Genomic DNA, 24,341 nt, shown 5'->3' on the forward strand with positions numbered 1-24,341 from the left:
TTTGTCACCTCGTCTCCTCTTTCCGCTCCTTTGCACGAAGTTGCCCACATGCTGCAGCTATATCTGAACCTTGCTCTCGGCGAATCGTTACATTAATTCCGCGGTTTTTCAATGTTTTTTCGAAAGCAAAAATTTTGTCTCTTGGTGTCCGTACATAATCCCTTTCAGGAACATAGTTGACAGGAATTAGATTCACATGGCACTTCAATCCTTTTAATAGTTCAGCTAATTCTTCGGCATGCTCAACTGAATCATTAACTCCTCCAAAAAGACCATATTCAAAGCTGATTCGGCGACCTGTCTTATCGATATAATACCTTACTGCCGTCATTAAGTCATCAAGTTTATACGCCTTGTTAATCGGCATTAACCTCGATCGTAATTCTGTATTTGGAGCATGCAAGGAAATCGCAAAGTTAATTTGCGTATCTTCATCGGCAAACTTATAAATCTTTGGAACAATTCCACTTGTTGAAACGGTGATATGTCGTGCTCCTATGTTAAGCGCCTTTTCATGATTAATTATTTTTAAAAATGACATCATATTATCATAATTATCGAATGGTTCACCAATCCCCATGATAACAACAGAGCTTACCCGTTCATCGGTTTCATCTAGTGTTTGCTGGACTTTAACTACTTGAGCAACGATTTCGCCTGCCTCCAAGTGTCTTTTAAGTCCGCCTAGTGTAGAAGCACAAAAGGTACATCCAATTCGACAGCCTACCTGGGTCGTGACACAAACGGAGTTCCCATAATCATGACGCATTAATACAGTCTCAATCGAATATCCATCATGAAGTTCAAAAAGGAACTTAATGGTTCCATCAGAAGAGGTTTGTTGAATTGCCGTATTTAATGTAGTTAGTACAAAATTACTTTCTAACTTTTCTCTAAGGCCCTTTGAGACATTACTCATATCCTCAAAAGATGTAATTCTTTTTTTATAAAGCCATTCAAAGATCTGTTCGGCACGAAATGGCTTTTCACCATTTTCAGAAAGCCAATCCTTTAATTCTTGTAATTGTAATGAATAAATTGATTTTTTCTTTACTTCCGCTGTTGTGTTTGTCTCAGTTGTATTTAATTGTTCCAACTGTTACACCCTCTTTCTTAATACTGCTATATAAAATCCATCTGACCCAATATCTTGTGGGAATATCTGTAAATCGAAACCTGTAATTAATGGCTGGATTGCTTCAGGCATCCGGCTTTTAAATGTTACATCCCCTTCGAATTCAGGGTTGTTCTCAAGAAATGTCTTGACTGTATATTCATTTTCTTCTTTATCGACTGTACATGTACTATAGACAAGAATACCGCCCTTTTTCAATAACGGGGTTACGGACGTTAATAAGTCTTGTTGAATGGTACTTAGCCGCTTTATATCCATCTCTGTTTTGGTATATTTCATATCTGGCTTTCTTCTCATTACACCGAGTCCGGAGCACGGAGCATCGAGAAGAATTCGATCAAATGATTCAAGCTTAAACTTTTCCTGTAAATTTCTTGAATCAGAGACACTTGTTTTAATATTTTCTAACCCTAACCGTTTGGCATTATCATTGATTAATCTTACCTTGTGCTGATGAAGGTCTACTGAAATCACTTCACCTGTATTATCCATTTTTTCAGCAATATGGGTACTTTTACCACCTGGTGCCGCGCATGCATCGAGGATATATTCGTTTGGCGATGCACCTAGAGCATATGCTGCAAGCATCGAACTTTCATCTTGGATGGTAAACATTCCATATTTGAAGGAAATAGTTGAAGCCAGATTTCCCTTTAACGAACGAATGGCCTCAGGAATGACCGGGCTTTTTTCGATTTGAAACCCATCTTCTTCTAAAATGGAGATACATTCGTCTCTTGAAATTTTCGTAAGGTTCACTCTAGCTGTTTGCAATGGTGCAGTTAGGTTGACCTCACACATTTCTTTCGTTTTATCAAAACCGAATTGAGCCACCCATCTGGTAACAAGCCATTCCGGATGACTAGTTTCAAGTGCCAGCCGCTTATTGGGATCGGCGATTTCCGAAAGTGACGGAAGCCCTTCTCTTTGGATGCTCCTTAAAACTCCATTTACCAAACTGCCGATTCCTTTATGACCACGTTTTTTGGCAATTTCAACTGCTTCGTAAATTGCAGCTCTATCAGGTATTCGATCAAGGTAAACCATTTGATATAGAGTGAGCCTTAATAAATGGTGAACCCAATTTGCTAACTTTTTATTTTCTTTGACAAACGGCTCTAAAAAATAGTCAAGCGCCATTCTTCTCTGTAATGTCCCATAGACTAATTCTGTTAAGAGGCCGACATCTTTTGCAGGAAGTTCGTTTTTTTCAATGGTAGAATTAAGAAGTAAATTGCTGTATGCCTGATTTTTCTCAATAGCAACTAACATGTCCATTGCGATGGTTCGTACATTGTTTATGGTTGATGTCATTGCTATTCTCCTAGTCTCGTGCCTACTGAAATTTTAGAACCTCTTAAGAATTGTTCACACAGCATTTTTGATTTCCCGGAAGGCTGAAGTTCAATGATTTTAATGGCTGTTTCATTTCCCGTACTAACAGTGAAGCTATCTGATTCTACCTTAAGGACAGTACCAGGTTCTATTCCCCTTTGCCCCGCTTGCTTATTAGCTCGCCATATCTTTACCACCTGACCATTCAAGGTGGTAAACGCAACCGGCCAAGGGTTTAATCCACGAATATGGTTATAGATTTCTTCACCCGTTCTTGTCCAGTTAATTTTTTCTTGTTCTCGTTTAATGTTGGATGCAAAGGTTGCATCGGCATGGTTTTGCGGCTTTGGCGTAAGTCGGCCCTCCAATAGAAGCGGCAAGGTTTCCGATAACAATTTAGCTCCGGCTTCACTTAGTTTGGCGAAAAGTGTTCCAACATTGTCTTCTTCAGTGATAGGAACCTCAATGCTTGTTAAAATATCTCCAGCATCCAATTTTTCAACCATATACATTATTGTCACACCTGTTTTCTGTTTCCCTTGAAGAATAGCGTAATGGATAGGAGCACCGCCGCGAAGTTCAGGAAGCAAGGATGCATGAACATTGATACAACCGTATTTAGGGGCTTCTAATAATTTATTGGGTAAGATTTGACCAAATGCGGCCGTAACAATTAAATCAGGTTTCAATGATAGGATCTTTTCGAGTTCTTGTTCTTGACTTATTTTTTCTGGCTGAAAGACCGGAATATCATGTTTTAAAGCCTCAACCTTTACTGGAGGGGGGGTCAATATCTTTTTCCTGCCAACTGGTCGGTCTGGTTGTGTCACTACACCAATGACATCATATCCGTCATTAATAATTTGTTGTAAAACCGGCACGGAAAAATCCGGAGTACCCATAAAAACAATTTTGGTCATTCAGCTTCTACTCCTTTTAACTCATCTTCTTCTAGATATCTTATCACCTTTGTTGTAAATAAAATCCCATCAAGGTGATCGATCTCATGTTGAATTGCTCTCGCGAGAAAGCCCTCTGCTTCTAATGTATATTTTCTTCCTTTACGATCAAATGCCTCAATCTTAACAAAATTGGGTCTTGTCACTTCACCAAACAAGCCAGGGAAACTTAGACAACCTTCTGGTCCAGTTTGTTCACCAGATGTTTCTAAGATAACTGGGTTTATCATTTCTATTGTCCCTAATTCATCATCGATATCAACAATTGCGATGCGTTGGTCTAATCCAATTTGCGGGGCAGCAAGTCCTACCCCATCATATTCAATCATCGTGTCATACATATTATCAAGTACTTTTGCCAGCTTTCTATCAAACTTCACTACTGGCTTGCAAGCCTGCTCTAGTATTTCAGCAGGATAATTAACTACTTTAAGGATTGGCAAATCGTTTCCCCCATTAATGCCATTTAAAAAAAGGCGTAATTAAATTTTTTATTGCTTACATTTTCACCAAAAAAGCGAAATATTAACCTTTACAGCCTCAGGTAATAAGATGGTTACATTAAAATAAATGGATTCACATCAATTGTTACCAGTAAGCCACTCTTTGTATCTGTTTGATATTGATCCAAAATGGTTTTTAACATTTTTGTCAAGTTCGGTTCCCGCTTGTATTTTATCAGACATTGATAGCGATATCTATTATTAATCCTAGGAATTGGCGAGGCCGCCGGTCCTAAAACGACGGCATCATTTGAAACTTGAGAGCGAACATAATTAACAATTTTTTCTGTAGCTGTAACGACTGTCATTAACTGCTCATGACTGACAGTGATCAATGATAGATAATAAAATGGTGGATAATGATGTGTTTTTCGCATCATCATTTCTTGTTGATAAAAGAGATCATAATCCTGTGTCCCGGCAAGCTCAACACTATAGTGTTCAGGAGTGTAGGTTTGAATAATGACCTCTCCTGGCAACTGGTGACGTCCTGCCCTTCCGCTTACTTGAGTTAATAATTGAAAGGTTTTTTCAGAGGCGCGAAAATCTGGTAAATGAAGCATAGTATCAGCCGAAAGCACACCAACTAAGGTGATATTGGGGAAATCCAAGCCTTTTGCAATCATTTGTGTCCCGAGGAGTATATCTGCTTTACCATTTTGAAAATCGGTCAATAATCGTTCGTGGGATCCCTTTCGACCTGTTGTATCCACATCCATACGAATAACTCTAGCTTCTGGAAGAATTTTTCCTAATTCATCTTCCACCTTTTGTGTACCAGTCCCAAAATAGCGGATATACTCACTGGCGCACTCCGGGCATTGCCTTAGCACATGGCTTTCATAGCCACAATAATGACATTTCATTTGTTCGTGAACACGGTGGTAGGTTAGCGATATATCACAATTAGGACAATTCATCACATACCCGCAATCGCGGCACATCACAAAAGAGGAATGTCCACGTTTATTTAAAAATAAAACAGATTGTTGTTTTTTTTCAATTCGGTCTTTTAACATCTCAAATAGCTTGCTTGAAAACATCGAACGATTTCCATTCCGAAGCTCCTCGCGCATGTCAATGATCTCCACTGAAGGCAGGGATTGATTATTCATCCGAGTAGGAAGTGATAAAAGATGATATACCTTCTTTTGAGCTCTAGCGAATGATTCGAGCGATGGAGTTGCGCTTCCAAGTACTACTGGGCAGTTATAGTTTTTCGCCCTTTCGATGGCTACATCCCTGGCATGGTATCGAGGCATTTCCTCCTGCTTATAGCTTGTTTCGTGTTCCTCATCAATGATAACGATGCCTAAATTTTCAAATGGTGCAAAAATTGCTGATCTAGCACCAACTGCTACTTTTACTTCCTTCCGTTGAATCTTACGCCACTCGTCATATTTTTCTCCTGCAGATAAACCACTGTGCAAAACAGCCACTAAATCCCCGAATCTTCCTTTAAAGCGATTAACCATTTGAGGGGTAAGCGAAATTTCTGGTACAAGTACAATCGCCTCCTGTCCTCTTTCAATCACCTCTTGGATGGATTGGAGGTAGATTTCTGTCTTCCCACTTCCCGTTACCCCGTACAACAAAAATACCTCATGTCGATTGGATTCAATTGAGTTTAGAATTGGCGCAATTGCAGTTTGTTGGGAATTGGTTAATGGTAATGGCTTTGTTCTTTTAAACGCCCTATCTTCAAATGGATCACGATAAACCTCCATGTCATACTCAATAAGGAGCTTTTTTTCCACAAGTGCTTTAATGGTTGAGGATGTCGTTTTTATTTCAGCGACCAATTGTCTTAATTCGATAGGATCAAAATGATCGACAAAATAACTTAATACTTGTTTTTGTTTTTCCGCTTTCTTGGGGAAGCTCTTAAGGACCTCTTTTAATTCAGCAACAGAAACTACTGGACGAACAAACTTAAGTTGTTTCTTTTTGACCTTTTCCTTAACAATGTATGTAACTTCCAGTTTTCCTTTCGCTGCCTCTTTTTGTAATAAGGGAACCATTCCATTTTTTAATGCGTCTTCCCAATCAACCATTATTTTATTTTCAAAAAGAGCTTGAAGGGGTTCTGTTAAATCAGCCAGTTGTACCCCCACAGCCAGTTGCACTTTTTTTTCATACTTTGCTTTTAATGCAGCAGGCAGCATCACCTGATAGGCAAATATTTTAAAACAAAGTGTATGTTCGGTCAGCCAATCGCCAAGTTCTAATAATTCTTTGTTTAAAACAGGCTCGAGCTCCATAGGTTCGATAATCTCTCTTAACTTTTTAAATTCTGAATGTGATTTTAACGAGGTGACAAATCCTTGAATCTTTCTAGGACCGAATGGAACGATTACTCTCATTCCAGGCTGGATGACTTCGCTTAACTGCTCTGGAATCAAATAATCGAAGGCCCGGTCGGTTTGCTTTGTCGGTACATCCACAATCACACTAGCTATCTCCATTTTCATCCATATCCTTTAAAAGGGAAGTAATTTCTTCAATAATCATTTTTGCTACATTACTTTTTGACATAAGTGGTAATTCGATTGCGTTTCCTGAACGTTTATACAGGGTAACAATATTCGTGTCCGTCCCAAACCCTGCCCCTTCCGCTTTCACATTGTTGGCGACAATTATATCAGCGTTTTTAGCAGTTAACTTTTTTCTAGCATATTCTTCCACATTATCCGTTTCAGCAGCAAAGCCCACCAGCACTTGGTTCCTCTTTCTCTTTCCAAGTTCCATCAGGATATCTTTTGTTCTTTCCAATTCAATACTCGAGTCACCCGATTGCTTTTTCACCTTATGATCATAGGTGATTTTCGGACGATAATCAGCAACGGCTGCTGTTTTTATGACAACATCCGCTTTTGAGTAAGATTCCAAAACAGCGTTGTACATTTCCTCCGCACTTTCCACTTTCACCACTTCGATTCCTAAAGAAGCTGTAAGATTGACCGGACCTGAAACTAATACCACATGTGCCCCTTGTCTCTTTGCCTCTTCAGCTAGAGCATACCCCATTTTCCCGGTCGAATGATTTGAAATAAACCGAACAGGATCAATTTTTTCACGAGTCGGTCCTGCAGTTACTACAACAGTTTTTCCTTTTAAGGGCTGGTGCTCCTGCTTGATAAAATATTCTCTGATGATATCCACAATTTTTTCCGGTTCTTCCAATCGTCCCTTTCCAACATAGCCACAGGCTAGATATCCTTCACTAGGTTCAATGAATTGATAACCGTATTCTGCTAAGAGTGATAAGTTTTTTTTCACAGCAGGATGATCATACATATGTACATTCATGGCAGGAGCAATCCAAACAGGCGAGGTGGCTGCAAGCAATGTTGTTGTTATCATATTATCTGCGATTCCGCCCGCAATTTTCCCAATGGTATTTGCCGTAGCAGGAGAAACTAGAATTAAATCAGCCCAATCTGCTAAATCAATATGTGCAATGACACGTGGATTGATTTCATCAAAAGTATCAACATGCACTTCATTGCGAGATAATGCCTGAAAGGTTAATGGGGTAACAAACTTTTGAGCTGATTCACTTAAAATTACTTTTACTTGTGCTCCAGTCTGAACAAGCTTACTTGTTAGTGCTGCTGCTTTATAGACAGCTATTCCACCTGTCACACATAATAATATTTTTTTATCTTTCATCATCATCGCTTCCCTCGCTTCTTAATCCATTTGTCTTTCTTTTATTATGCAAGAATGAATGCAATTTTTCATCTTTTACCTACCATCATTCGACAAAATCCACTAAATATTGAATCACCAAAATAAAAGCTGAGTTAAACATGTCTGTTGATTTCCGTTCCAGGCACTTCGCTTTCCGCGGGCGTGCCGGGAAGCCTCCTCGTCGCTTTGCTCCTGCGGGGTCTCCCCTGCCACGTACTCCCGCAGGAGTCTTCGTGCCTTCCACTCCAATCAACAGAGTGCCAAAATCAAAATCAACATTAACCTTTAATACAGCCAAATAAAAAAGGCTGACACGTAAGGTTTATCCCTTTTGTCACGCCTTCTCTAATGATTTTAATCGTATAATTATATATTATTCAGCAAGTGTATCTGCCTTTTTAGAAATCCGATACGTTAATTCACCGCTATAAATTTCCTCAAGTGCTTTACCCACATGCTTATGAGAAACATATTTTGGTAATCTTTCATCCTTAACTTGGGACATTACCCGCGCACGCTTGGCAGCCACGGACACTAGTGAGTATTTAGAATCAATTTTTTCAAGCAACGAATCAATAGAAGGATATAACATCTTATTCAACCTCCAGCAATTTTTTATAGCGATGTTCCACACGTTCTCTGCGGCAATGTTCGGCAGTGACAATAGCTTTCACACGCTCACAAGCACGCTCCACTTGGTCATTTTCAACGACATAATCATATAATTCCATCATTTCAATTTCTTCACGGGCAGACAACATCCGGTTTTGGATAATGTCATCAGTTTCTGTTCCCCTTGTTACAATCCGGTTCTTTAATTCGGATAAACTTGGCGGCATTAAGAATATAAATAAACCTTCAGGAAACTTTTCACGAACCTGACGGGCACCTTTTACTTCAATTTCTAAAAAGACGTCTTTTCCGGCATCTAGTGTTTCACGAACATAGTCCACAGGGGTACCATAATAATTTCCGACAAATTCGGCATACTCTAACAGCTTTTCCTGCTTGATTAAATGTTCAAACTCTTCTCTTGACTTAAAAAAGTAGTCAATTCCATCAATCTCCCCTTCTCGCGGCGAGCGGGTTGTCATCGAAATGGAATACTCAAAAGCTGTATCCGGATGTGAAAAAATCTCTTTCCGTACCGTTCCCTTTCCAACCCCAGATGGCCCAGAAAGCACAATTAACAATCCCTTTTCCTGCATTTTCAAAAATCCTACCCTTCATCAATTATTTCATCACGATCAGCTAAACGGTGTGCGACCGTTTCTGGTTGAACAGCTGATAGAATAACATGGTCACTATCCATAACAATTACTGCTCTCGTTCGTCTGCCGTATGTGGCGTCAATTAATGCACCACGGTCGCGGGCATCTTGAATAATTCTTTTTATTGGAGCAGATTCAGGGCTGACAATTGAAATAATTCGATTGGCAGAAACGATATTGCCAAATCCAATATTAATTAATTTAATCGACATGGTCTTCATCCAATCATTAATAATATATTTTGACCGTCTCAAACCATTTCTAAACAAGGTTCACTCGATATTTTGAACCTGTTCCTTCAACTTCTCGAGCAAACTTTTAATATCAACGACCTGTTTAGCAATGTTGGAGTCATTTGCTTTTGATCCAATCGTATTTGCTTCTCTGTTCATTTCTTGAACGATAAAGTCCAACTTTCTTCCAATTGGTTCTATACTTTGCAGGGTATGCAAGAACTGTTGAACATGGCTTTTTAAACGGGTAACTTCTTCATTGATATCTGCTTTATCAGCAAAAACGGCAACTTCCGTTAATATCCTAGTTTCGTCTAATTGCCCATTAACGAATTCTTCCATCCTTTTTGTTAAGCGTTCTTTATATGAATGAACAACGAGGGGAGCGAATTTTTGTAGTTCCAGCACATTTATTTCTAACTGTGACAAGATAGCGAGCAAATCCTTTTTTAATTCTTCTCCTTCTGCCAATCGCATTTGTCTTAACAAATTGGCTGCTTCCTCTGTTGCTTCTAGAACTAGCCTTTCCAGCTCATCATTGCCGATTTCACTTTCTTCAATATGTAAGAATTCACTTCGACTAAGTAAATCCTGAAGTGTGACTATTCCTTCAACATGATACTTTTCACGTACCTGCTCGATAATTTGAGAATATTCATCCAGGAGTTTCCAGTCAACATGGACTTTTCGGGTTACACTTCCTTCACCCTCTAAGGTGACATAAACTTCAACTCTGCCACGGCGGATATACTGACTTAGTTTCTTTTTCAAACGATCTTCTATTTTTAATAGCTGCCTGGGCATTCGGATATTCATTTCACAAAAACGGTGGTTCACTGTTTTTATTTCTACATTTACAGAGAAAAGATCTGACTCTGCCTTAGCTCTTCCGAAACCCGTCATACTAGTTACCATTTTGTGCACATCCAATCTCCTGAAAAATTGATCTGCTCCCTAAATTTTTCAAAAAAGACAAAAGGTAATAGAGTGGAATCTATTACCTTTTGGATTATAACACACTTTATTTTGTTTTTCTTAACAAAAATGACCCAGCTAGTAAAAAAGTTGGAATCGATGATAACCCAACAATCAGTAACCAATCCTTTGCTGCGATCGGAAGTGTATGGAATACTGGCTGTAACGGCTGGTAATATATAACAACCAGCATCAATACTAGTGACGATATCACCGCCCAAACAAGATATGGATTTCCAAAAGGATTTCTTGAAAGGACCGATTTTTCACTGCGGCAATCAAATACATGAATGAGCTGTGCCATTACGAGTGTAGCAAAGGCAACAGTTTGTGCATATTGCAACTGTCTTGGGTCGTTATGATAGACAACCATAAAGGACAACAAAGTTACAACCCCTATTAAAAAACCCCGCGATACAACTTTCCAGCCTAACCCACGCGAAAAAACACCTTCATCTGGGCTGCGCGGCTTACGTTTCATCACATTTTCTTCTGGTCGGTCGAGTCCAAGTGCCATCGCTGGCAATCCATCTGTTACCAAATTAACCCATAGAATTTGGATAGGGATCAATGGAAGTGGAAGCGCTAAAACCATCGCAAACAACATCACCAAAATTTCGCCTACATTGGAAGCCAATAAGTAACGGACAAACTTCCGAATGTTTTCGTAAATATTTCTACCTTCAACTATTGCAGCCTTAATTGTGGCGAAGTTATCATCCAACAGAACTAGTGCAGATGCTTCTTTAGCAACATCTGTACCGGTTATTCCCATTGCCACTCCAATATCAGCTGCTTTAATGGCTGGAGCATCATTTACTCCATCACCCGTCATCGCAACAATATGGCCGCGATTTTGTAATGCTTTGACAATTTTCAGTTTATGCTCTGGCGATACCCTGGCGAAAACGGAAACATCATTAACGACTTCTTCCAATTCTTCGACAGACATTTGAGATAAGGCATTTCCATCAATGACCTTACTCTTATTGGTTATGATTCCAAGTTGGGAGGCAATTGCTTTCGCTGTGATCACATGGTCACCGGTTATCATAACTGTTTTTATGCCTGCTTCCTTACATTCCTTGACCGCCTTTTTCACTTCCGGTCTTGGCGGGTCTATCATTCCTTGGATACCAATTAGGGTTAGATTCTTCTCCGCCTCATGCTCACTTAATATGACGGTGTTAGCCTGGATTGGTTTAAAGGCAATCGCAATCGTTCGAAGAGCCTGTGACGCAAGGCCGTTTATAGCCTCTTGTACTTTGGACTGTGTTTCTTTATTTAAAAATTGCGTTCTCTCGTCCCAAAGGACTGATTCACTAATTCCTAATAGGACATCTGGTGCCCCTTTGGTGACAATGAAATTCCGCCCCTGCTTGTCTTTTACATGCACACTCATCATTTTACGAGCAGAATCAAATGGGAATTCTTTAATAATTGTAAATTCATCTAATAATTTAGGACGATCAAAGCCTGCTTTCATGGCACTTACTAAAAGTGCTCCTTCAGTTGGATCTCCATCGAGAAAATAATCATCATCCCTGACAACTAAATCTGAATGGTTACATAACATCCCAAAAATCAGCATCTGCTGAAGTGCTTTTTCATCTTTAGGATTAATATTTCGTTCATTTCTATAAAAATTTCCTTGGGGTTGATAACCGACCCCATCTACAGTCCAGGTTTGCCCCCCGCTCCAAAGGTGAGTAACGGTCATTTTGTTTTGCGTCATTGTTCCTGTTTTATCTGAACATATGACCGATGCACAACCAAGTGTTTCAACCGCCGGAAGCTTCCTAACAATCGCATTTTTCTTAATCATTTTTTGGACACCAAGTGATAATGCTACTGTGACAATCGCTGGGAGTCCTTCCGGAATGGCAGCAACAGCAAGTGAAACACCTGCTAAAAACATCTCATAGATGTCGTGTCCCCTTAAAACACCAACCACTACCACCAGAACAGTTAACAACAATGCGACAGTTATTAAAATTTTCCCCAATTGTTCTAAGCGCCGCTGTAATGGTGTTTCCTGAGTCTGTGCATTTTGAAGTAAATCTGCAATTTGCCCCATAGCTGTTTTCATTCCTGTTGCAATGACGACCCCAACACCGCTTCCCCTCGTGATCATCGTACCCATAAAGGCAATATTCTCCATGTCACCTATTCCTGGGTTTGGATTAGCTAATGATTCGGTATGTTTAGAAACAGGAACAGACTCACCGGTTAGGGCCGATTCTTCAATCTCTAAACTATTTGACTCAATTACCCTAACATCTGCACCAATTCGGTCCCCGCTAGTAAACTTCAAAACATCGCCAATAACAATTTCTTTCGATGGGATCTTGATCCACTGTCCATCCCGAAGCACTGAAACTTGGGGAGCAGATAATTCCTTTAAAGCCTGGAGTGATTTCTCCGCTCTTCTTTCTTGAAAGAAGCCTAGAAAGCCATTAATAATGACGATGGCGATAATCGCAATGGCATCAATGTATTCGCCAAGCAACCCAGATATCAGTGTAGCAGCAAGCAGCACTAAGACCATAAAATCCTTAAATTGACTAAAAAATAAGAGTAAAGCCGATTGCTTTTCTCCTTCGTCCAATTCATTTAGACCGTGCAGCTTCACCCGTTTTTTTACTTCTTCCTGCGATAATCCAGAAGAAAAGTCGGTTTCTAGGGCCTTTTCTACTTGATCTATCTTCATTTCATGGAATTTCATCCGACCATCTCACTTCCCCCTTTAAATACCTATAAATACATACTCTAAAGAAAGCTTATTCAGGGTCGTCCCAAAAAATGCTATGATATAGTGAAAGTTAAAATAGATAATAAGTTAAAATAAGACAGTTTTTTTTTGGTAAGCTATAATTAATACATATGAATGTAGTAAAGGATGTTTTCCATGTCATTTGATGGTTTATTTACAAAAGCAATGGTCGATGAACTTGTCCGTTCGTTAAAGGGCGGAAGGATTAATAAAGTTCATCAGCCCTATAAAAATGAAGTGATTCTCACCATTCGTGCCAATGGTGTAAATCAAAAACTGCTATTATCGGCGCACCCAAGTTATGCACGAGTTCAATTCACTGAAGAGTCATATGATAATCCAAGTGAGCCGCCAATGTTTTGTATGCTGCTCAGGAAACATATTGAGGGTTATATATTAGAGGATATATATCAAAAAGAAACCGATCGGATGATTGTACTAGAAATTAAGGGACGGAATGAGATTGGGGATATTAGCTACAAGCAATTAATTATTGAAATTATGGGTAGACACAGCAATATTGTACTCGTTGATAAATCCCGGAATATCATTCTTGACAGCATCAAACATGTCTCCTTTGCAGTGAACAGCCACAGGGCGATTATGCCCGGACAGCCTTATGTTTTCCCACCAGAACAGCATAAGCAAGATCCATTTCATTGTGATCAGGACGATCTATTAAGAAAGATTGATTACAATGCAGGGAAAATTGATCGCCAATTAGTTGAACAATTTGCTGGGATTTCACCACTATTCGCTAAGGAAGTAATATTCCAGAGTGGCCTTGCTAATCGTGCTACTGTCCCGGGAACGTTTATAGGTATGGTTAAAAAAGTTGCATCTGGTGATATTTTCCCCTCCATTATCTCGGCAGGCGGGAAGGACGCATTTTACTTATTTCCACTTGAGCATCTGAAAGGAGAAATAAAAACATATCCCACGCTAAGTGAAATGCTTGACCGCTTTTATTTTGGCAAAGCCGAAAGAGATCGGGTAAAGCAGCAAGGGAATGATATTGAACGATTTATTCATAATGAAAAAGAAAAGAACGAAAAGAAAATTGACAAACTGAACGTTACATTAAAAGAAGCTGAGCGTGCGGAGCAATTTCAACGCTATGGGGAACTTTTAACAGCCAATTTATATGCAGCCAATAAAGGGATGCGTGAAATTGAAGTGCTCGATTATTATGATGAATCAGGTGGGACGATTATCATTCCACTAGACCCGCGGAAGACACCATCTGAAAATGCCCAGAAGTATTTTTCAAAATACCAGAAGGCAAAAAATGCAGTTGAAATTGTTATTGAGCAAATCGAGAAAGCCCAAGTTGAAGTTTCCTACTTTGATAATTTATTACAGCAAGTACAAGCTGCCTCCCCTAAAGATATTCAAGAGATTCGTGAAGAACTTGTGGAGGGTGGATATATTAGGGAACGGCAAAAGAAGAAACTGAAGAAGGCACAGAATGCCAAGCCAGTATTAGATCATTTTAAATCGAGCGATGGTACCGATATTATCGTTGGCAAAAATAATAAACAAAATGATTATTTAACCAATAAATTGGCAGCAAGGGATGAGATTTGGCTTCATACAAAAGATATCCCTGGCTCACACGTGGTAATTCGCAGCAAAGAACCATCTAGTGAAACGATTCGGGAAGCTGCCATTTTAGCCTCCTATTTTAGTAAGGCACGAAATTCCAGCTCTGTTCCTGTTGATTTTACAAAGATTCGATATGTAAAAAAACCTAGTGGGGCAAAGCCAGGATTTGTGATTTATGATAATCAGCAGACAGTATATGTCACGCCAGATGAGGAATTGGTACTTAAATTGAAGAAATAGAAAGAAAAGAAGGCATCCACAAGGTCGTGGATGCCTTCTTTTTCTATTTATCAGCGGAAATTTGATTTTATCAGCGAATCTCTGTTTCCAAAAACTTGTTGCTCCATTCAGCAGGGTTTTTGCTCCATAAAAGGAGACTTTTCTGATCATCTCCCGTAACGATCCCCTTAGAAATCGCTACTTCAATTAATGTTTCATAATCAGTCAGTGATTTACTCGTAATCTCGTTTTCCTGAAGCAGTTCTCTTCCCTTTTCAAGCCCATAGGTAAAAATGGAAACCACACCAAGTACATCACAACCTGCTTCCCTTAATGCTTGAACTGCTGTGATTACACTGCCGCCAGTTGAGATTAAATCTTCTACAACGACAACCTTTTGACCTGCTTCTGCTTTTCCTTCAATCTGATTCCCTTTACCGTGTCCTTTTGCTTTCGAACGAACGTAGCACATAGGAAGGTCCATTAAGTCGCTGACCCATGCGGCATGAGGAATACCTGCGGTTGCTGTACCAGCAATAACTTCAGTTCCCGGAAAATTTTCTTCAATCAACTGCTGCAGCCCAGCAGCTATTGCTTTTCTTACCTCAGGATATGAAAGTGTTAAGCGATTATCACAATAGATTGGGGAACGAAGTCCTGATGCCCACGTAAATGGCTCCTCGGGCTTCAAGGCCACCGCATTGATGTCTAGTAATTTTTCAGCAATTAATTTTTTCATTGTGTTACTCCCTTCCATGCTTCCATCCATTGTTGATAACTTGTTAGCGGGTCTTGTGAACGGGTAATCGAGCGGCCAACAACAATCGCACTAACCCCCATTGTCCGTGCTGATTCAGGAGTTGTGATACGCTTTTGATCTCCTGCCTGATCTGAGGCCATCCGAATACCTGGACAAACCGTCAAAAACGATTGTCCGGCCTTTTCCTTAATCAAAGCAGCTTCCCATGCCGAGCAAACAACTCCATCTAAGCCTGCTTGTTTCGTTATAGAGGCATAATGAAGCACCGATTCCTTTAAGGAGACCGGAATAAGTTGTTCTTTTTGCATTTGTTCCTCAGACGTACTTGTTAATTGTGTTACCGCAATACAGTTAGGCCGCTTCCGTCCTGCAGGGGTACCTGCTTCTAGACCCTCCAGTGCTGCTCGCATCATGTCAATTCCGCCTGCAGCATGAACATTTACCAAATCACACTCTAAACGTGCCAGACCCTTCATTGCACTTTTCACTGTATTTGGAATGTCATGAAGCTTTAAATCAAGGAAAATACGATGACCTTGCTCTTTTAATTGATGAATAATCGAGGGGCCTTCCTGGTAAAACAACTCCATCCCTACTTTTACAAAAAGCTCTTTACCAGCAAACGGCTTTAGAAATTGATTCACTTCGTTGACGCCGGGAAAATCAAGCGCGATGATTAGCGAGTTGTCCATGTTCCTTCCAGCTCCTTCCTGTACATTCACTGATGTGCTCAAATCCTAATTTTCCAAGCAGTTCAGGCAGTTCCTCAATGATCGTCGGACAAACAAATGGATCCACAAAATTGGCTGTGCCGACTGCGACCGCACTTGCTCCTGCATAAAAATACTCGATGACATCACTAGCCGTCTCAACACCACCCATACCGATGATTGGAATACCGACCACCTGACTGACTTCGTGAATCATCCGGATCGCCACTGGCTTAATTGCTGGTCCTGACAATCCACCGGTTCGATTGGCAAGAATCGGTTTGCCTGTTTTTAAATCAAGTCTCATTCCGATTAGAGTATTAATCATCGTCAATCCATCGGCACCACCTGCTTCAACAGCCTTTGCCATCTCAACGATATTTGTTACATTTGGCGACAGCTTTACATATACTGGTACCTCTGATACCTCTTTAACCTTACGGGTTAATTGTTTCGCCGTTTCAGGAATGGTTCCAAAAGCAATCCCGCCTGTTTTTACGTTAGGGCAGGAAATATTCAGTTCTAGCGCATGAACATTTGGAGCCTTTGAAATTTGACGGGCTACCTCTACGTAATCCTCTTCAAGTGATCCAGCCACATTTGCAATAATTGGAACATCGTACTGAGATAAAAAAGGAAGCTCTTCGCCAAGGACCTTTTCTAGTCCTGGATTTTGCAAGCCTATGGCATTTAACATCCCTGCAGAAGTTTCCGCAACACGTGGTGTTGCATTTCCGAACCTTGGTTCTACTGTTGTCGCTTTAATCATAATCGCGCCAAGTACACTTAGATCATAGAACTGACTGTATTCTCTGCCAAATCCAAAGCATCCAGATGCAGGCATGATTGGGTTTTTTAAGTTTAAGCCTGGTAATTCAATGTTTAAGCAACTCATATCAATACCTCCCCAGCTCGGAATACAGGACCATCACTGCAGACTTTTTTATAAGAAATTCCTGTCGGGTCATCCTTCTTTTTACATACACACGCAAAGCAGGCACCTATGCCGCAGCCCATCCGTTCTTCTAGCGATAAGAAAACTTTCTTACCTTGATAATTCTGCTCAATTGCTCTTAACATCGGGGTTGGTCCGCATGTATAGATACAATCAAACTGCAATTCTTTCATTACATCCGTCACAAAGCCCTTTCTACCATGAGAACCATCCACAGTCGCTACATAGGTTTCCCCATTTTTCGAAAATTCTTCTTCATAAAAGACAGCTGATTCAGTCTGGAAGCCGAGCACATGGATGACTTTTACACCTTTTGCGACTAACTGATTTGACAGTTCATATAGGGGAGGAACGCCAATTCCACCGCCGACAAGTAAGGCAGTATCTCCCATACTGACTTCTTCAACAGGAAAACCATTGCCTAGTGGACCAAGGATGTCGACATACATCCCTGGTCGTAATTCTGATAGCATGGAAGTTCCTCTTCCATCTTTACGATAAATCATTGTTAAATTTTTCTGTTCATAATCGTACGAGGAAATACTAATTGGTCTGCGTAACAGTGGATCAAGGCCATTGGATACTTTAATATGGATAAATTGACCTGGCTCCGTTATTTGAGTAACTAACTCTCCTTCAATCGTCAGCTCATAGATATCTTCAGCTATTTCTTTTTGGCTGAGTACTTTGCATAACTCTTTTTGGATCATGCAAACACGGCCTCCTTTTTCATAGCGGCCATTGGTTCTGCTGAAAAATTCATCGATTCAATTACTTTTAAGATTGCATCAGCCGTGTCAAGTGAAGTTAAGCATGGAACTCCATTTTCAACAGCTTCGCGGCGAATTCTAAACCCGTCACGTGCAGGCTGTTTGCCTTTCGTTAAAGTATTAATAATGAACTGTGCCTCACCATGATGAATGACATCTAATAAAGTTTTACCCTCTGTACCAATTTTGCCGACAACCTTCACTCTTAGGCCTGCTTCTTCCAAGACAGCCGCTGTTCCGCTTGTTGCCATTAAGCGATAGCCGTTTGCAGAGAAACGTTTCGCAAGTTTTAAGGCTTCCTGCTTATCCTTATCTGCTACCGTAAACAATACCGTACCGAATTGCTGAATTTTCATACCTGAAGCAATTAAGCCTTTGTAAAGGGCCTTTTCGAGGGTTACATCCTTACCCATGACTTCTCCAGTTGACTTCATTTCTGGCCCAAGCGTGATATCGACACTCTTCAGTTTGGCGAACGAGAATACAGGAACTTTGACATATACTCCTTCTTTTTCAGTAACAAGACCTGGGATGTAACCTTGGTCGAGAATCGATACCCCAAGAATCGCTTTTGTTGCGATTTTTGCCATTGGGATATTCGTAATTTTACTTAAGAATGGAACAGTACGACTTGATCTTGGATTTACTTCAAGTACGTATACTTGTTCTCCCGCGAGCACATATTGAATATTTAGTAATCCAATAATATTTAACCCCTTCGCTAATTTCTCGGTATACTCCACAAGTGTTTGTTTCACTTTTTCACTTAGAGTTTGCGATGGGTAAACTGCAATCGAGTCACCTGAGTGGACTCCAGCTCGTTCGATATGTTCCATGATACCCGGGATTAAGACATTAGTGCCGTCACAAATGGCATCAACTTCAATTTCTTTTCCTGTTAAATATCGGTCAATCAAGACTGGATGCTCTGGATTCACTTTTACAGCGTTCTGCATATAGTAAAGAAGTTCTTCTTCATGATAAACAATTTCCATTGCTCTTCCACCAAGTACATAGGAAGGGCGGACAAGAACCGGATAACCGATATCTTTAGCGATCACAAGTGCCTGTTCTACTGACATAGCTGTTTTTCCTAATGGCTGTGGAATGTCTAATTGCACAAGTGCTTGTTCAAATTTATCACGGTTTTCTGCACGGTCTAAGTCTTCTAAGCTTGTTCCTAGAATTTTCACGCCATTTTCTTCAAGTTTAGCAGCTAAGTTGATTGCGGTTTGTCCTCCAAACTGGACCACTACCCCCATTGGTTTCTCTAAGTCAATAATACTCATCACATCTTCAATGGTCAGTGGTTCGAAGTATAGCTTATCAGAAATACTGAAATCCGTTGATACTGTTTCTGGATTATTATTAATGATAATCGCTTCATAGCCTGCTTCTTTAATAGCCTTTACAGAGTGTACAGTCGCATAATCAAATTCAATGCCCTGACCGATACGGATTGGACCGGATCCTAGAACAATGACACTATTTTTCTCTGTTACAATCGACTCGTTTTCATCTTCATATGTGCCATAGTAGTAAGGTGTTGCTGATTCAAATTCAGCTGCACAAGTGTCAACCATTTTATAAACTGGGATAATTCCGAGATTTTTTCTTGTAAGATAAATTTCTTTTTCAGTTGTATTCCAAAGCTGGGCGATCGTCTTATCCGTAAAGCCTTTTTGTTTTGCTTCAATGAAGATTTCTGTGTCAAACGGTTTGGCAGCAATTACTTTTTCAAGTTCGATAATTCCTTCCATTTTCTTTAAGAAGAATAAGTCGATTTTGCTCCATTCATGGATCGTCTCAATGGTTAATCCACGTTTTAACCCTTCTGCGATATAAAAGAGTCGTTCGTCTCCGGCTTTGCGAATCCGTTTCTCAAGTAAATCATCATTGATCTCTGCGGCGTCGTTTAATTCGAAATGATAAACCCCTGCCTCAAGGGAGCGGATTGCTTTCAAAAGAGATTCTTCAAATGTACGGCCAATCGCCATAATCTCTCCCGTTGCTTTCATCTGTGTCCCTAGGGAACGGTTACCTGATTCAAATTTGTCAAACGGCCATCTAGGTATTTTGGTTACGATATAATCTAGTGCCGGTTCAAAGCTTGCATAGGTTTTTCCTGTTACCGGATTTAACATTTCATCAAGTGTTAAGCCTACGGCGATTTTAGCTGCAAGCTTAGCAATCGGATAACCGGTTGCTTTTGACGCTAATGCCGAAGAACGGCTAACTCGTGGATTTACTTCAATAATATAGTAGTTGTAGCTGTATGGATCTAATGCCAACTGAACGTTACAGCCGCCTTCAATACCTAAGGCACGAATAATTTTTAATGAAACATTGCGAAGCAGCTGGTATTCCCGATCGCTTAATGTCTGACTTGGTGCAACCACGATGGAATCACCTGTATGAACACCAACAGGATCGATGTTTTCCATATTACAAACCACAATGGCATTGTCATTTTTATCACGCATTACTTCGTATTCAATTTCCTTGAAACCAGCAATACTTTTTTCTAGCAGACATTGATTCACCGGGCTGTGTTTTAGTCCACTTGTAACAATTTCCTCGAGTTCCTCATCGGTATGACAGATACCTCCGCCTGTTCCTCCTAATGTAAACGCTGGTCGAACAATCACCGGGAAACCAATTTTTTTAACGAATGCTTTTGCCTCAGCTAATTCATGGATAATTTCACTATCTGGAACTGGTTCGTTTAATTCATTCATAAGGCTTCGGAAAAGATCTCGGTCCTCTGCTTGATTAATCGCTGAAAGTTTCGTACCAAGAATCTCTACTTCGCATTCAGCTAATACTCCGGATTTTGTTAACTCAACTGCCAGGTTAAGACCTGTTTGTCCGCCAAGTGTTGCAAGCAGCGCATCCGGACGTTCTTTGCGAATGATTCTGCTGACGAATTCTACAGTCAAGGGTTCAATATAAACGGCATCTGCCATCTCTGTATCCGTCATGATGGTGGCCGGATTGGAGTTAACTAAAATAACACGGTAGCCCTCTTCTTTCAGAGCGATACATGCTTGGGCACCGGCATAGTCAAATTCTGCAGCCTGCCCAATGACAATTGGTCCTGAACCGATTACTAAAATGGAGTTGATATCTGTACGTTTAGGCATTTGCTGTAACCTCCTGTTTGTTCTTTTCCATCAAGTCAAGAAATTGATTGAATAAGCCGTTTGCGTCTTCTGGTCCTGGAGATGCTTCCGGATGATACTGAACTGTAAATGCTGGGTAATCCAGGTGTTTCAGTCCTTCGACTGTTCCGTCATTTACTGCAATGTGAGTAATTTCTAATCTTGTATTTTTAATTGATTCTTCCTCAACTGTATATCCATGGTTTTGTGAAGTTATGGCAACTTTTCCTGTAGCAAGATCTTTAACAGGATGGTTGGAACCGCGATGACCGAACTTCATTTTTTCCGTATTAGCTCCACATGCTAGGGCAAACAATTGATGACCTAAGCAAATTCCAAACAATGGTACCCTGCCTAATACTCCTTTTAACATATCAATCGCTTCTGGAACATCCTTTGGATCCCCAGGTCCATTTGAAAGCATGATTCCGTCTGGGCGCAACTGAAGGATTTCATCTGCTGTTGTATGATATGGGACAACCACTACATCACAATCCCGTTGGTTAAGTTCCCGTAAGATTCCGTGTTTCATTCCAAAATCAACTAGGACCACTCTCTTGCCGCGTCCTGGACTTGGGTAAGGATTTTTAGTAGAAACTTGTTTAACTTGGTTTGTTTGAAGCGGTGCTTTACGTAATTGAGCTAAAACCTCATTCGAATCCTTCTCAATACTGCAGATAGCTCCTTTCAAGGTTCCGTATTGACGGATAATCCGGGTTAATTTACGTGTATCAATCCCTGCAATCCCAGGGATTTTTTTCATGTCAAAGTATTCATCCAATGTATATTCATTTCTCCAGTTGGACGGGAAGTCTGCTGCTTCTTTTACAATCAATCCTTTAACAGCTGGATTGATGGATTCGAAATCGTCGCGGTTTATTCCGTAATTTCCGATCAATGGATAGGTTAATGTCACAATCTGTCCGCAATAAGAAGGGTCAGATATAATCTCTTGATAGCCTGTCATCCCTGTATTAAAAACAACTTCACCAATTGTTTCCGTATCACTTCCAAAGCCTTTACCAATAAAAATGGTACCATCTTCTAATATAAGTTGTTTTTTCATACTAAGACACTCCCTTTTTCCCAAGCGATTTCTCCTTCAGCGATTGTCATTTCTGGCCAACCTTTACATTTCCAACCGCCAAATGGTGTATTTTTTCCTTTTGATAGGAATTCTTCTGTATTAATTTCACGTTCTTCTTCTAGGTTCAACAGTACTAAATCTGCTGGTGCTCCCACTTCGATTTTTCCGTATGGAAGTCCAAATGCTTCCGCTGGCTTAACGGTGAGGTAGTTGATTAACTCTTCAAGCGTCATAATTTCCTTTAATACGAAGTGAGTATATAAAAGCGGGAAGGCTGTTTCGAGACCAACAATTCCGAATGGCGCAAGCGTCATTCCTTCTGCTTTTTCTTCTGCTGTATGTGGCGCATGATCTGTTGCAATGAAATCAATGGTTCCATCTAAGAGCCCTTCGATTAAGGCTTTGCGGTCTTCTGCAGCACGAAGCGGCGGATTCATTTTATAGTTTGCATCTAATCCTGGGATATCATCTTCAGATAATAATAAGTGATGTGGTGTTACCTCGGCTGTTACTTTTATTCCTGCCTGTTTAGCATCTCTAACTACCCGAACTGATTCTTTTGTACTGATATGGCATACATGGTAATGACAGTCTGCCGCTTCGGCTAAGAGTACATCCCTAGCAATTTGAACGGATTCACATATAGATGGAATTCCATTTAATCCATGCTTCTTCGCAAATGCTCCATCATGGACAGAACCCTTGTTAATTAATGTGTTTTCTTCACAGTGAGCGACAATTGCCATATCAAGTGCCGCCGCTTTACGCATTGCTTCAAGCATCATCGCAGCTGACTGCACGCCTACTCCGTCATCCGTAAAGGCAAATGCGCCACTAGCTTTCAAGCCCTCAAAATCCGTTAACTCCTGGCCCAACTGGCGGATTGTGATGGACGCATACGGCAATACCCTAACCTTCGCTGTATCCTTAATGCGCTTTTGTAAGTCCTCCATGTTTTTAATGGTGTCAGGCACCGGTCTTGTGTTAGGCATGTTGGCAATAGTGGTAAATCCGCCTCTTGCTGCGGCGGCTGTTCCGGTTGCGATGGTTTCCTTTTTTTCTCCGCCTGGTTCACGGAGGTGGACATGCAGGTCGATAAAGCCTGGTGCCACTAATTTTCCTTCCGCGTCGACGGTCCGATCCACAACCGCAGTGATTTGTGTTTCAATTTTTGTAATCTTTCCATCTTCTATTAATAGATCAGCCTGTTTCTTTTCTCCCTTAGATGCTATGTAACATGCGTTCTGAATAAGTATTTTCATGTTGTTTTCCTCCTTCAAGATTTTCGATTGATCTCTTGATTGCTGCCATTCTTACATAAACACCGTTTTCCATTTGCTTAAAGATTCTTGATCGCTTGCACTCGACAAGACTATCTGCTATTTCTACATTTCTATTTACAGGAGCAGGATGCATGATGATGCTCCCCTGCTTCATCATCTTTTCTCTTTCAATCGTAAGACCATATTGCTTGTGGTATTCATTTGCCGTAAAACTGCTCTTTTGTTGATGCCGTTCATGTTGTACACGGAGAAGCATGACGACATCCGCTTCTTCGATGGCCAAATCAATCGGCCTATACCTCGATATATCCGTGCTCCTAGTATCGAACCATTCTTCTGGACCAGAAAAAGTCACTTCTGCACCCAGCCTTGTTAAAACATCGGCATTGGAACGTGCCACCCGACTATGACGAATGTCACCGATAATAGAAATTTTCAAGCCTGCGAATTGGTCAAACTCCTGCTGGATCGTCAGTAGATCAAGAAGTGATTGCGTCGGATGATGCCCGCACCCATCCCCGCCATTAATGATTGGCGTGTTAACTTTTCCGACCAATTCATCAAAATAGCGGTCCTGACCGTGTCGAATGACAATGGAATTGACACCAATGGATTCTAATGTTTTTACTGTATCGTAAAGTGTTTCCCCTTTTTGGACACTTGAAGTAAGCACTTCAAACGGAATTACCTCTAATCCTAATCTTCTTTGGGCCACTTCAAAGCTGCTCTTTGTTCTTGTGCTCGGTTCAAAAAATAGATTGGCAGTAAACATTTGCCTGTCCGGACGCCATTGCATTCCGTTTTTAAAGTTATGAGCATCTGTTAAGATTTGATAAATCTCATCCACCTTTAATTCGTTCGTGGTTAGTAAATGATTTAACATCCATCATCCGCCTCTCTCATTTTGGATAAAA

Annotated in this window: 21 protein-coding genes; 1 reads left to right on the forward strand and 20 read right to left on the reverse strand. The window is 40.5% G+C overall.

Annotation, left to right across the window (positions count from 1 at the left end; translation table 11 throughout):
* Nucleotides 1–4 precede the first annotated feature (4 nt).
* From rlmN to M3610_RS01670, 12 genes are all read right to left on the reverse strand, one after another.
* Entirely contained in the window at nucleotides 5–1,096 is a 1,092-nt protein-coding gene (rlmN, locus tag M3610_RS01615; RefSeq protein ID WP_098572713.1) for a dual-specificity RNA methyltransferase RlmN, read from the reverse strand.
* Nucleotides 1,097–1,099: 3 nt separating this feature from the next.
* The gene (rsmB, locus tag M3610_RS01620) at nucleotides 1,100–2,449 is read right to left on the reverse strand and encodes a 16S rRNA (cytosine(967)-C(5))-methyltransferase RsmB (protein ID WP_251456128.1); all 1,350 of its coding nucleotides are present in this window, start codon (nucleotides 2,447–2,449) and stop codon (nucleotides 1,100–1,102) included.
* Between the two features lie 2 nt (nucleotides 2,450–2,451).
* Entirely contained in the window at nucleotides 2,452–3,390 is a 939-nt protein-coding gene (fmt, locus tag M3610_RS01625) for a methionyl-tRNA formyltransferase (protein WP_251456130.1), read from the reverse strand.
* Nucleotides 3,387–3,872 (reverse strand): peptide deformylase, encoded by a 486-nt coding sequence (def, locus tag M3610_RS01630; RefSeq protein ID WP_251456132.1) that lies wholly within the window; start codon nucleotides 3,870–3,872, stop codon nucleotides 3,387–3,389. Before def ends, fmt begins: the two co-directional genes overlap by 4 nt.
* 113 nt (nucleotides 3,873–3,985) lie before the next feature.
* The gene (gene priA, locus M3610_RS01635) at nucleotides 3,986–6,397 is read right to left on the reverse strand and encodes a primosomal protein N' (RefSeq protein ID WP_251456134.1); all 2,412 of its coding nucleotides are present in this window, start codon (nucleotides 6,395–6,397) and stop codon (nucleotides 3,986–3,988) included.
* Nucleotides 6,384–7,607, reverse strand: coding sequence for a bifunctional phosphopantothenoylcysteine decarboxylase/phosphopantothenate--cysteine ligase CoaBC (gene coaBC / locus M3610_RS01640; protein WP_251456725.1), 1,224 nt, complete (start codon nucleotides 7,605–7,607; stop codon nucleotides 6,384–6,386). The genes priA and coaBC overlap by 14 nt, the downstream gene beginning before the upstream one ends.
* Nucleotides 7,608–7,689: 82 nt before the next feature.
* Nucleotides 7,690–7,923, reverse strand: a complete 234-nt coding sequence (locus M3610_RS01645; RefSeq protein ID WP_251456136.1) for a hypothetical protein — start codon at nucleotides 7,921–7,923, stop codon at nucleotides 7,690–7,692.
* 75 nt (nucleotides 7,924–7,998) lie between these two features.
* Nucleotides 7,999–8,217, reverse strand: a complete 219-nt coding sequence (gene rpoZ, locus M3610_RS01650; RefSeq protein ID WP_098572707.1) for a DNA-directed RNA polymerase subunit omega — start codon at nucleotides 8,215–8,217, stop codon at nucleotides 7,999–8,001.
* Between the two features lies 1 nt (nucleotide 8,218).
* The gene (gmk, locus tag M3610_RS01655; protein WP_098572744.1) at nucleotides 8,219–8,833 is read right to left on the reverse strand and encodes a guanylate kinase; all 615 of its coding nucleotides are present in this window, start codon (nucleotides 8,831–8,833) and stop codon (nucleotides 8,219–8,221) included.
* 11 nt (nucleotides 8,834–8,844) lie between these two features.
* Nucleotides 8,845–9,108 (reverse strand): extracellular matrix/biofilm regulator RemA, encoded by a 264-nt coding sequence (remA, locus tag M3610_RS01660; RefSeq protein WP_026566410.1) that lies wholly within the window; start codon nucleotides 9,106–9,108, stop codon nucleotides 8,845–8,847.
* Between the two features lie 60 nt (nucleotides 9,109–9,168).
* Nucleotides 9,169–10,044, reverse strand: a complete 876-nt coding sequence (locus M3610_RS01665) for a YicC/YloC family endoribonuclease (protein ID WP_251456726.1) — start codon at nucleotides 10,042–10,044, stop codon at nucleotides 9,169–9,171.
* Nucleotides 10,045–10,150: 106 nt separating this feature from the next.
* On the reverse strand, nucleotides 10,151–12,829 hold the full coding sequence (locus M3610_RS01670) for a calcium-translocating P-type ATPase, SERCA-type (protein ID WP_251456138.1): 2,679 nt from the start codon (nucleotides 12,827–12,829) through the stop codon (nucleotides 10,151–10,153).
* Between the two features lie 183 nt (nucleotides 12,830–13,012).
* On the opposite strand from M3610_RS01670, the gene M3610_RS01675 reads away from it, so the two are divergent.
* The gene (locus M3610_RS01675) at nucleotides 13,013–14,722 is read left to right on the forward strand and encodes an Rqc2 family fibronectin-binding protein (RefSeq protein WP_251456140.1); all 1,710 of its coding nucleotides are present in this window, start codon (nucleotides 13,013–13,015) and stop codon (nucleotides 14,720–14,722) included.
* A gap of 70 nt (nucleotides 14,723–14,792) precedes the next feature.
* Here M3610_RS01675 and pyrE read toward each other — a convergent pair whose 3' ends face one another.
* From pyrE to M3610_RS01715, 8 genes are read right to left on the reverse strand one after another with little or no spacing between them, the layout of a single operon-like run.
* The gene (gene pyrE / locus M3610_RS01680) at nucleotides 14,793–15,440 is read right to left on the reverse strand and encodes an orotate phosphoribosyltransferase (RefSeq protein ID WP_251456142.1); all 648 of its coding nucleotides are present in this window, start codon (nucleotides 15,438–15,440) and stop codon (nucleotides 14,793–14,795) included.
* The gene (gene pyrF / locus M3610_RS01685) at nucleotides 15,437–16,153 is read right to left on the reverse strand and encodes an orotidine-5'-phosphate decarboxylase (protein WP_251456144.1); all 717 of its coding nucleotides are present in this window, start codon (nucleotides 16,151–16,153) and stop codon (nucleotides 15,437–15,439) included. The genes pyrE and pyrF overlap by 4 nt, the downstream gene beginning before the upstream one ends.
* Nucleotides 16,125–17,066 (reverse strand): dihydroorotate dehydrogenase, encoded by a 942-nt coding sequence (locus tag M3610_RS01690; RefSeq protein ID WP_251456146.1) that lies wholly within the window; start codon nucleotides 17,064–17,066, stop codon nucleotides 16,125–16,127. Before M3610_RS01690 ends, pyrF begins: the two co-directional genes overlap by 29 nt.
* Nucleotides 17,063–17,836: a dihydroorotate dehydrogenase electron transfer subunit gene (locus M3610_RS01695; protein WP_251456148.1), complete on the reverse strand. Its 774-nt coding sequence runs from the start codon at nucleotides 17,834–17,836 to the stop codon at nucleotides 17,063–17,065. The genes M3610_RS01690 and M3610_RS01695 overlap by 4 nt, the downstream gene beginning before the upstream one ends.
* A complete protein-coding gene (carB, locus tag M3610_RS01700) occupies nucleotides 17,833–21,039 on the reverse strand; it encodes a carbamoyl-phosphate synthase large subunit (RefSeq protein WP_251456150.1) in 3,207 nt (1,068 codons plus the stop codon). The genes M3610_RS01695 and carB overlap by 4 nt, the downstream gene beginning before the upstream one ends.
* Nucleotides 21,032–22,123: a carbamoyl phosphate synthase small subunit gene (locus M3610_RS01705; RefSeq protein ID WP_251456153.1), complete on the reverse strand. Its 1,092-nt coding sequence runs from the start codon at nucleotides 22,121–22,123 to the stop codon at nucleotides 21,032–21,034. The genes carB and M3610_RS01705 overlap by 8 nt, the downstream gene beginning before the upstream one ends.
* Entirely contained in the window at nucleotides 22,120–23,406 is a 1,287-nt protein-coding gene (locus M3610_RS01710) for a dihydroorotase (RefSeq protein WP_251456155.1), read from the reverse strand. Before M3610_RS01710 ends, M3610_RS01705 begins: the two co-directional genes overlap by 4 nt.
* Nucleotides 23,366–24,310 carry an aspartate carbamoyltransferase catalytic subunit gene (locus tag M3610_RS01715; RefSeq protein WP_098572697.1) on the reverse strand — a complete coding sequence of 315 codons (945 nt, stop codon included), beginning with the start codon at nucleotides 24,308–24,310 and terminating at the stop codon, nucleotides 23,366–23,368. Before M3610_RS01715 ends, M3610_RS01710 begins: the two co-directional genes overlap by 41 nt.
* Nucleotides 24,311–24,341 lie beyond the last annotated feature (31 nt).

This window comes from Neobacillus sp. MER 74 (assembly GCF_023714155.1).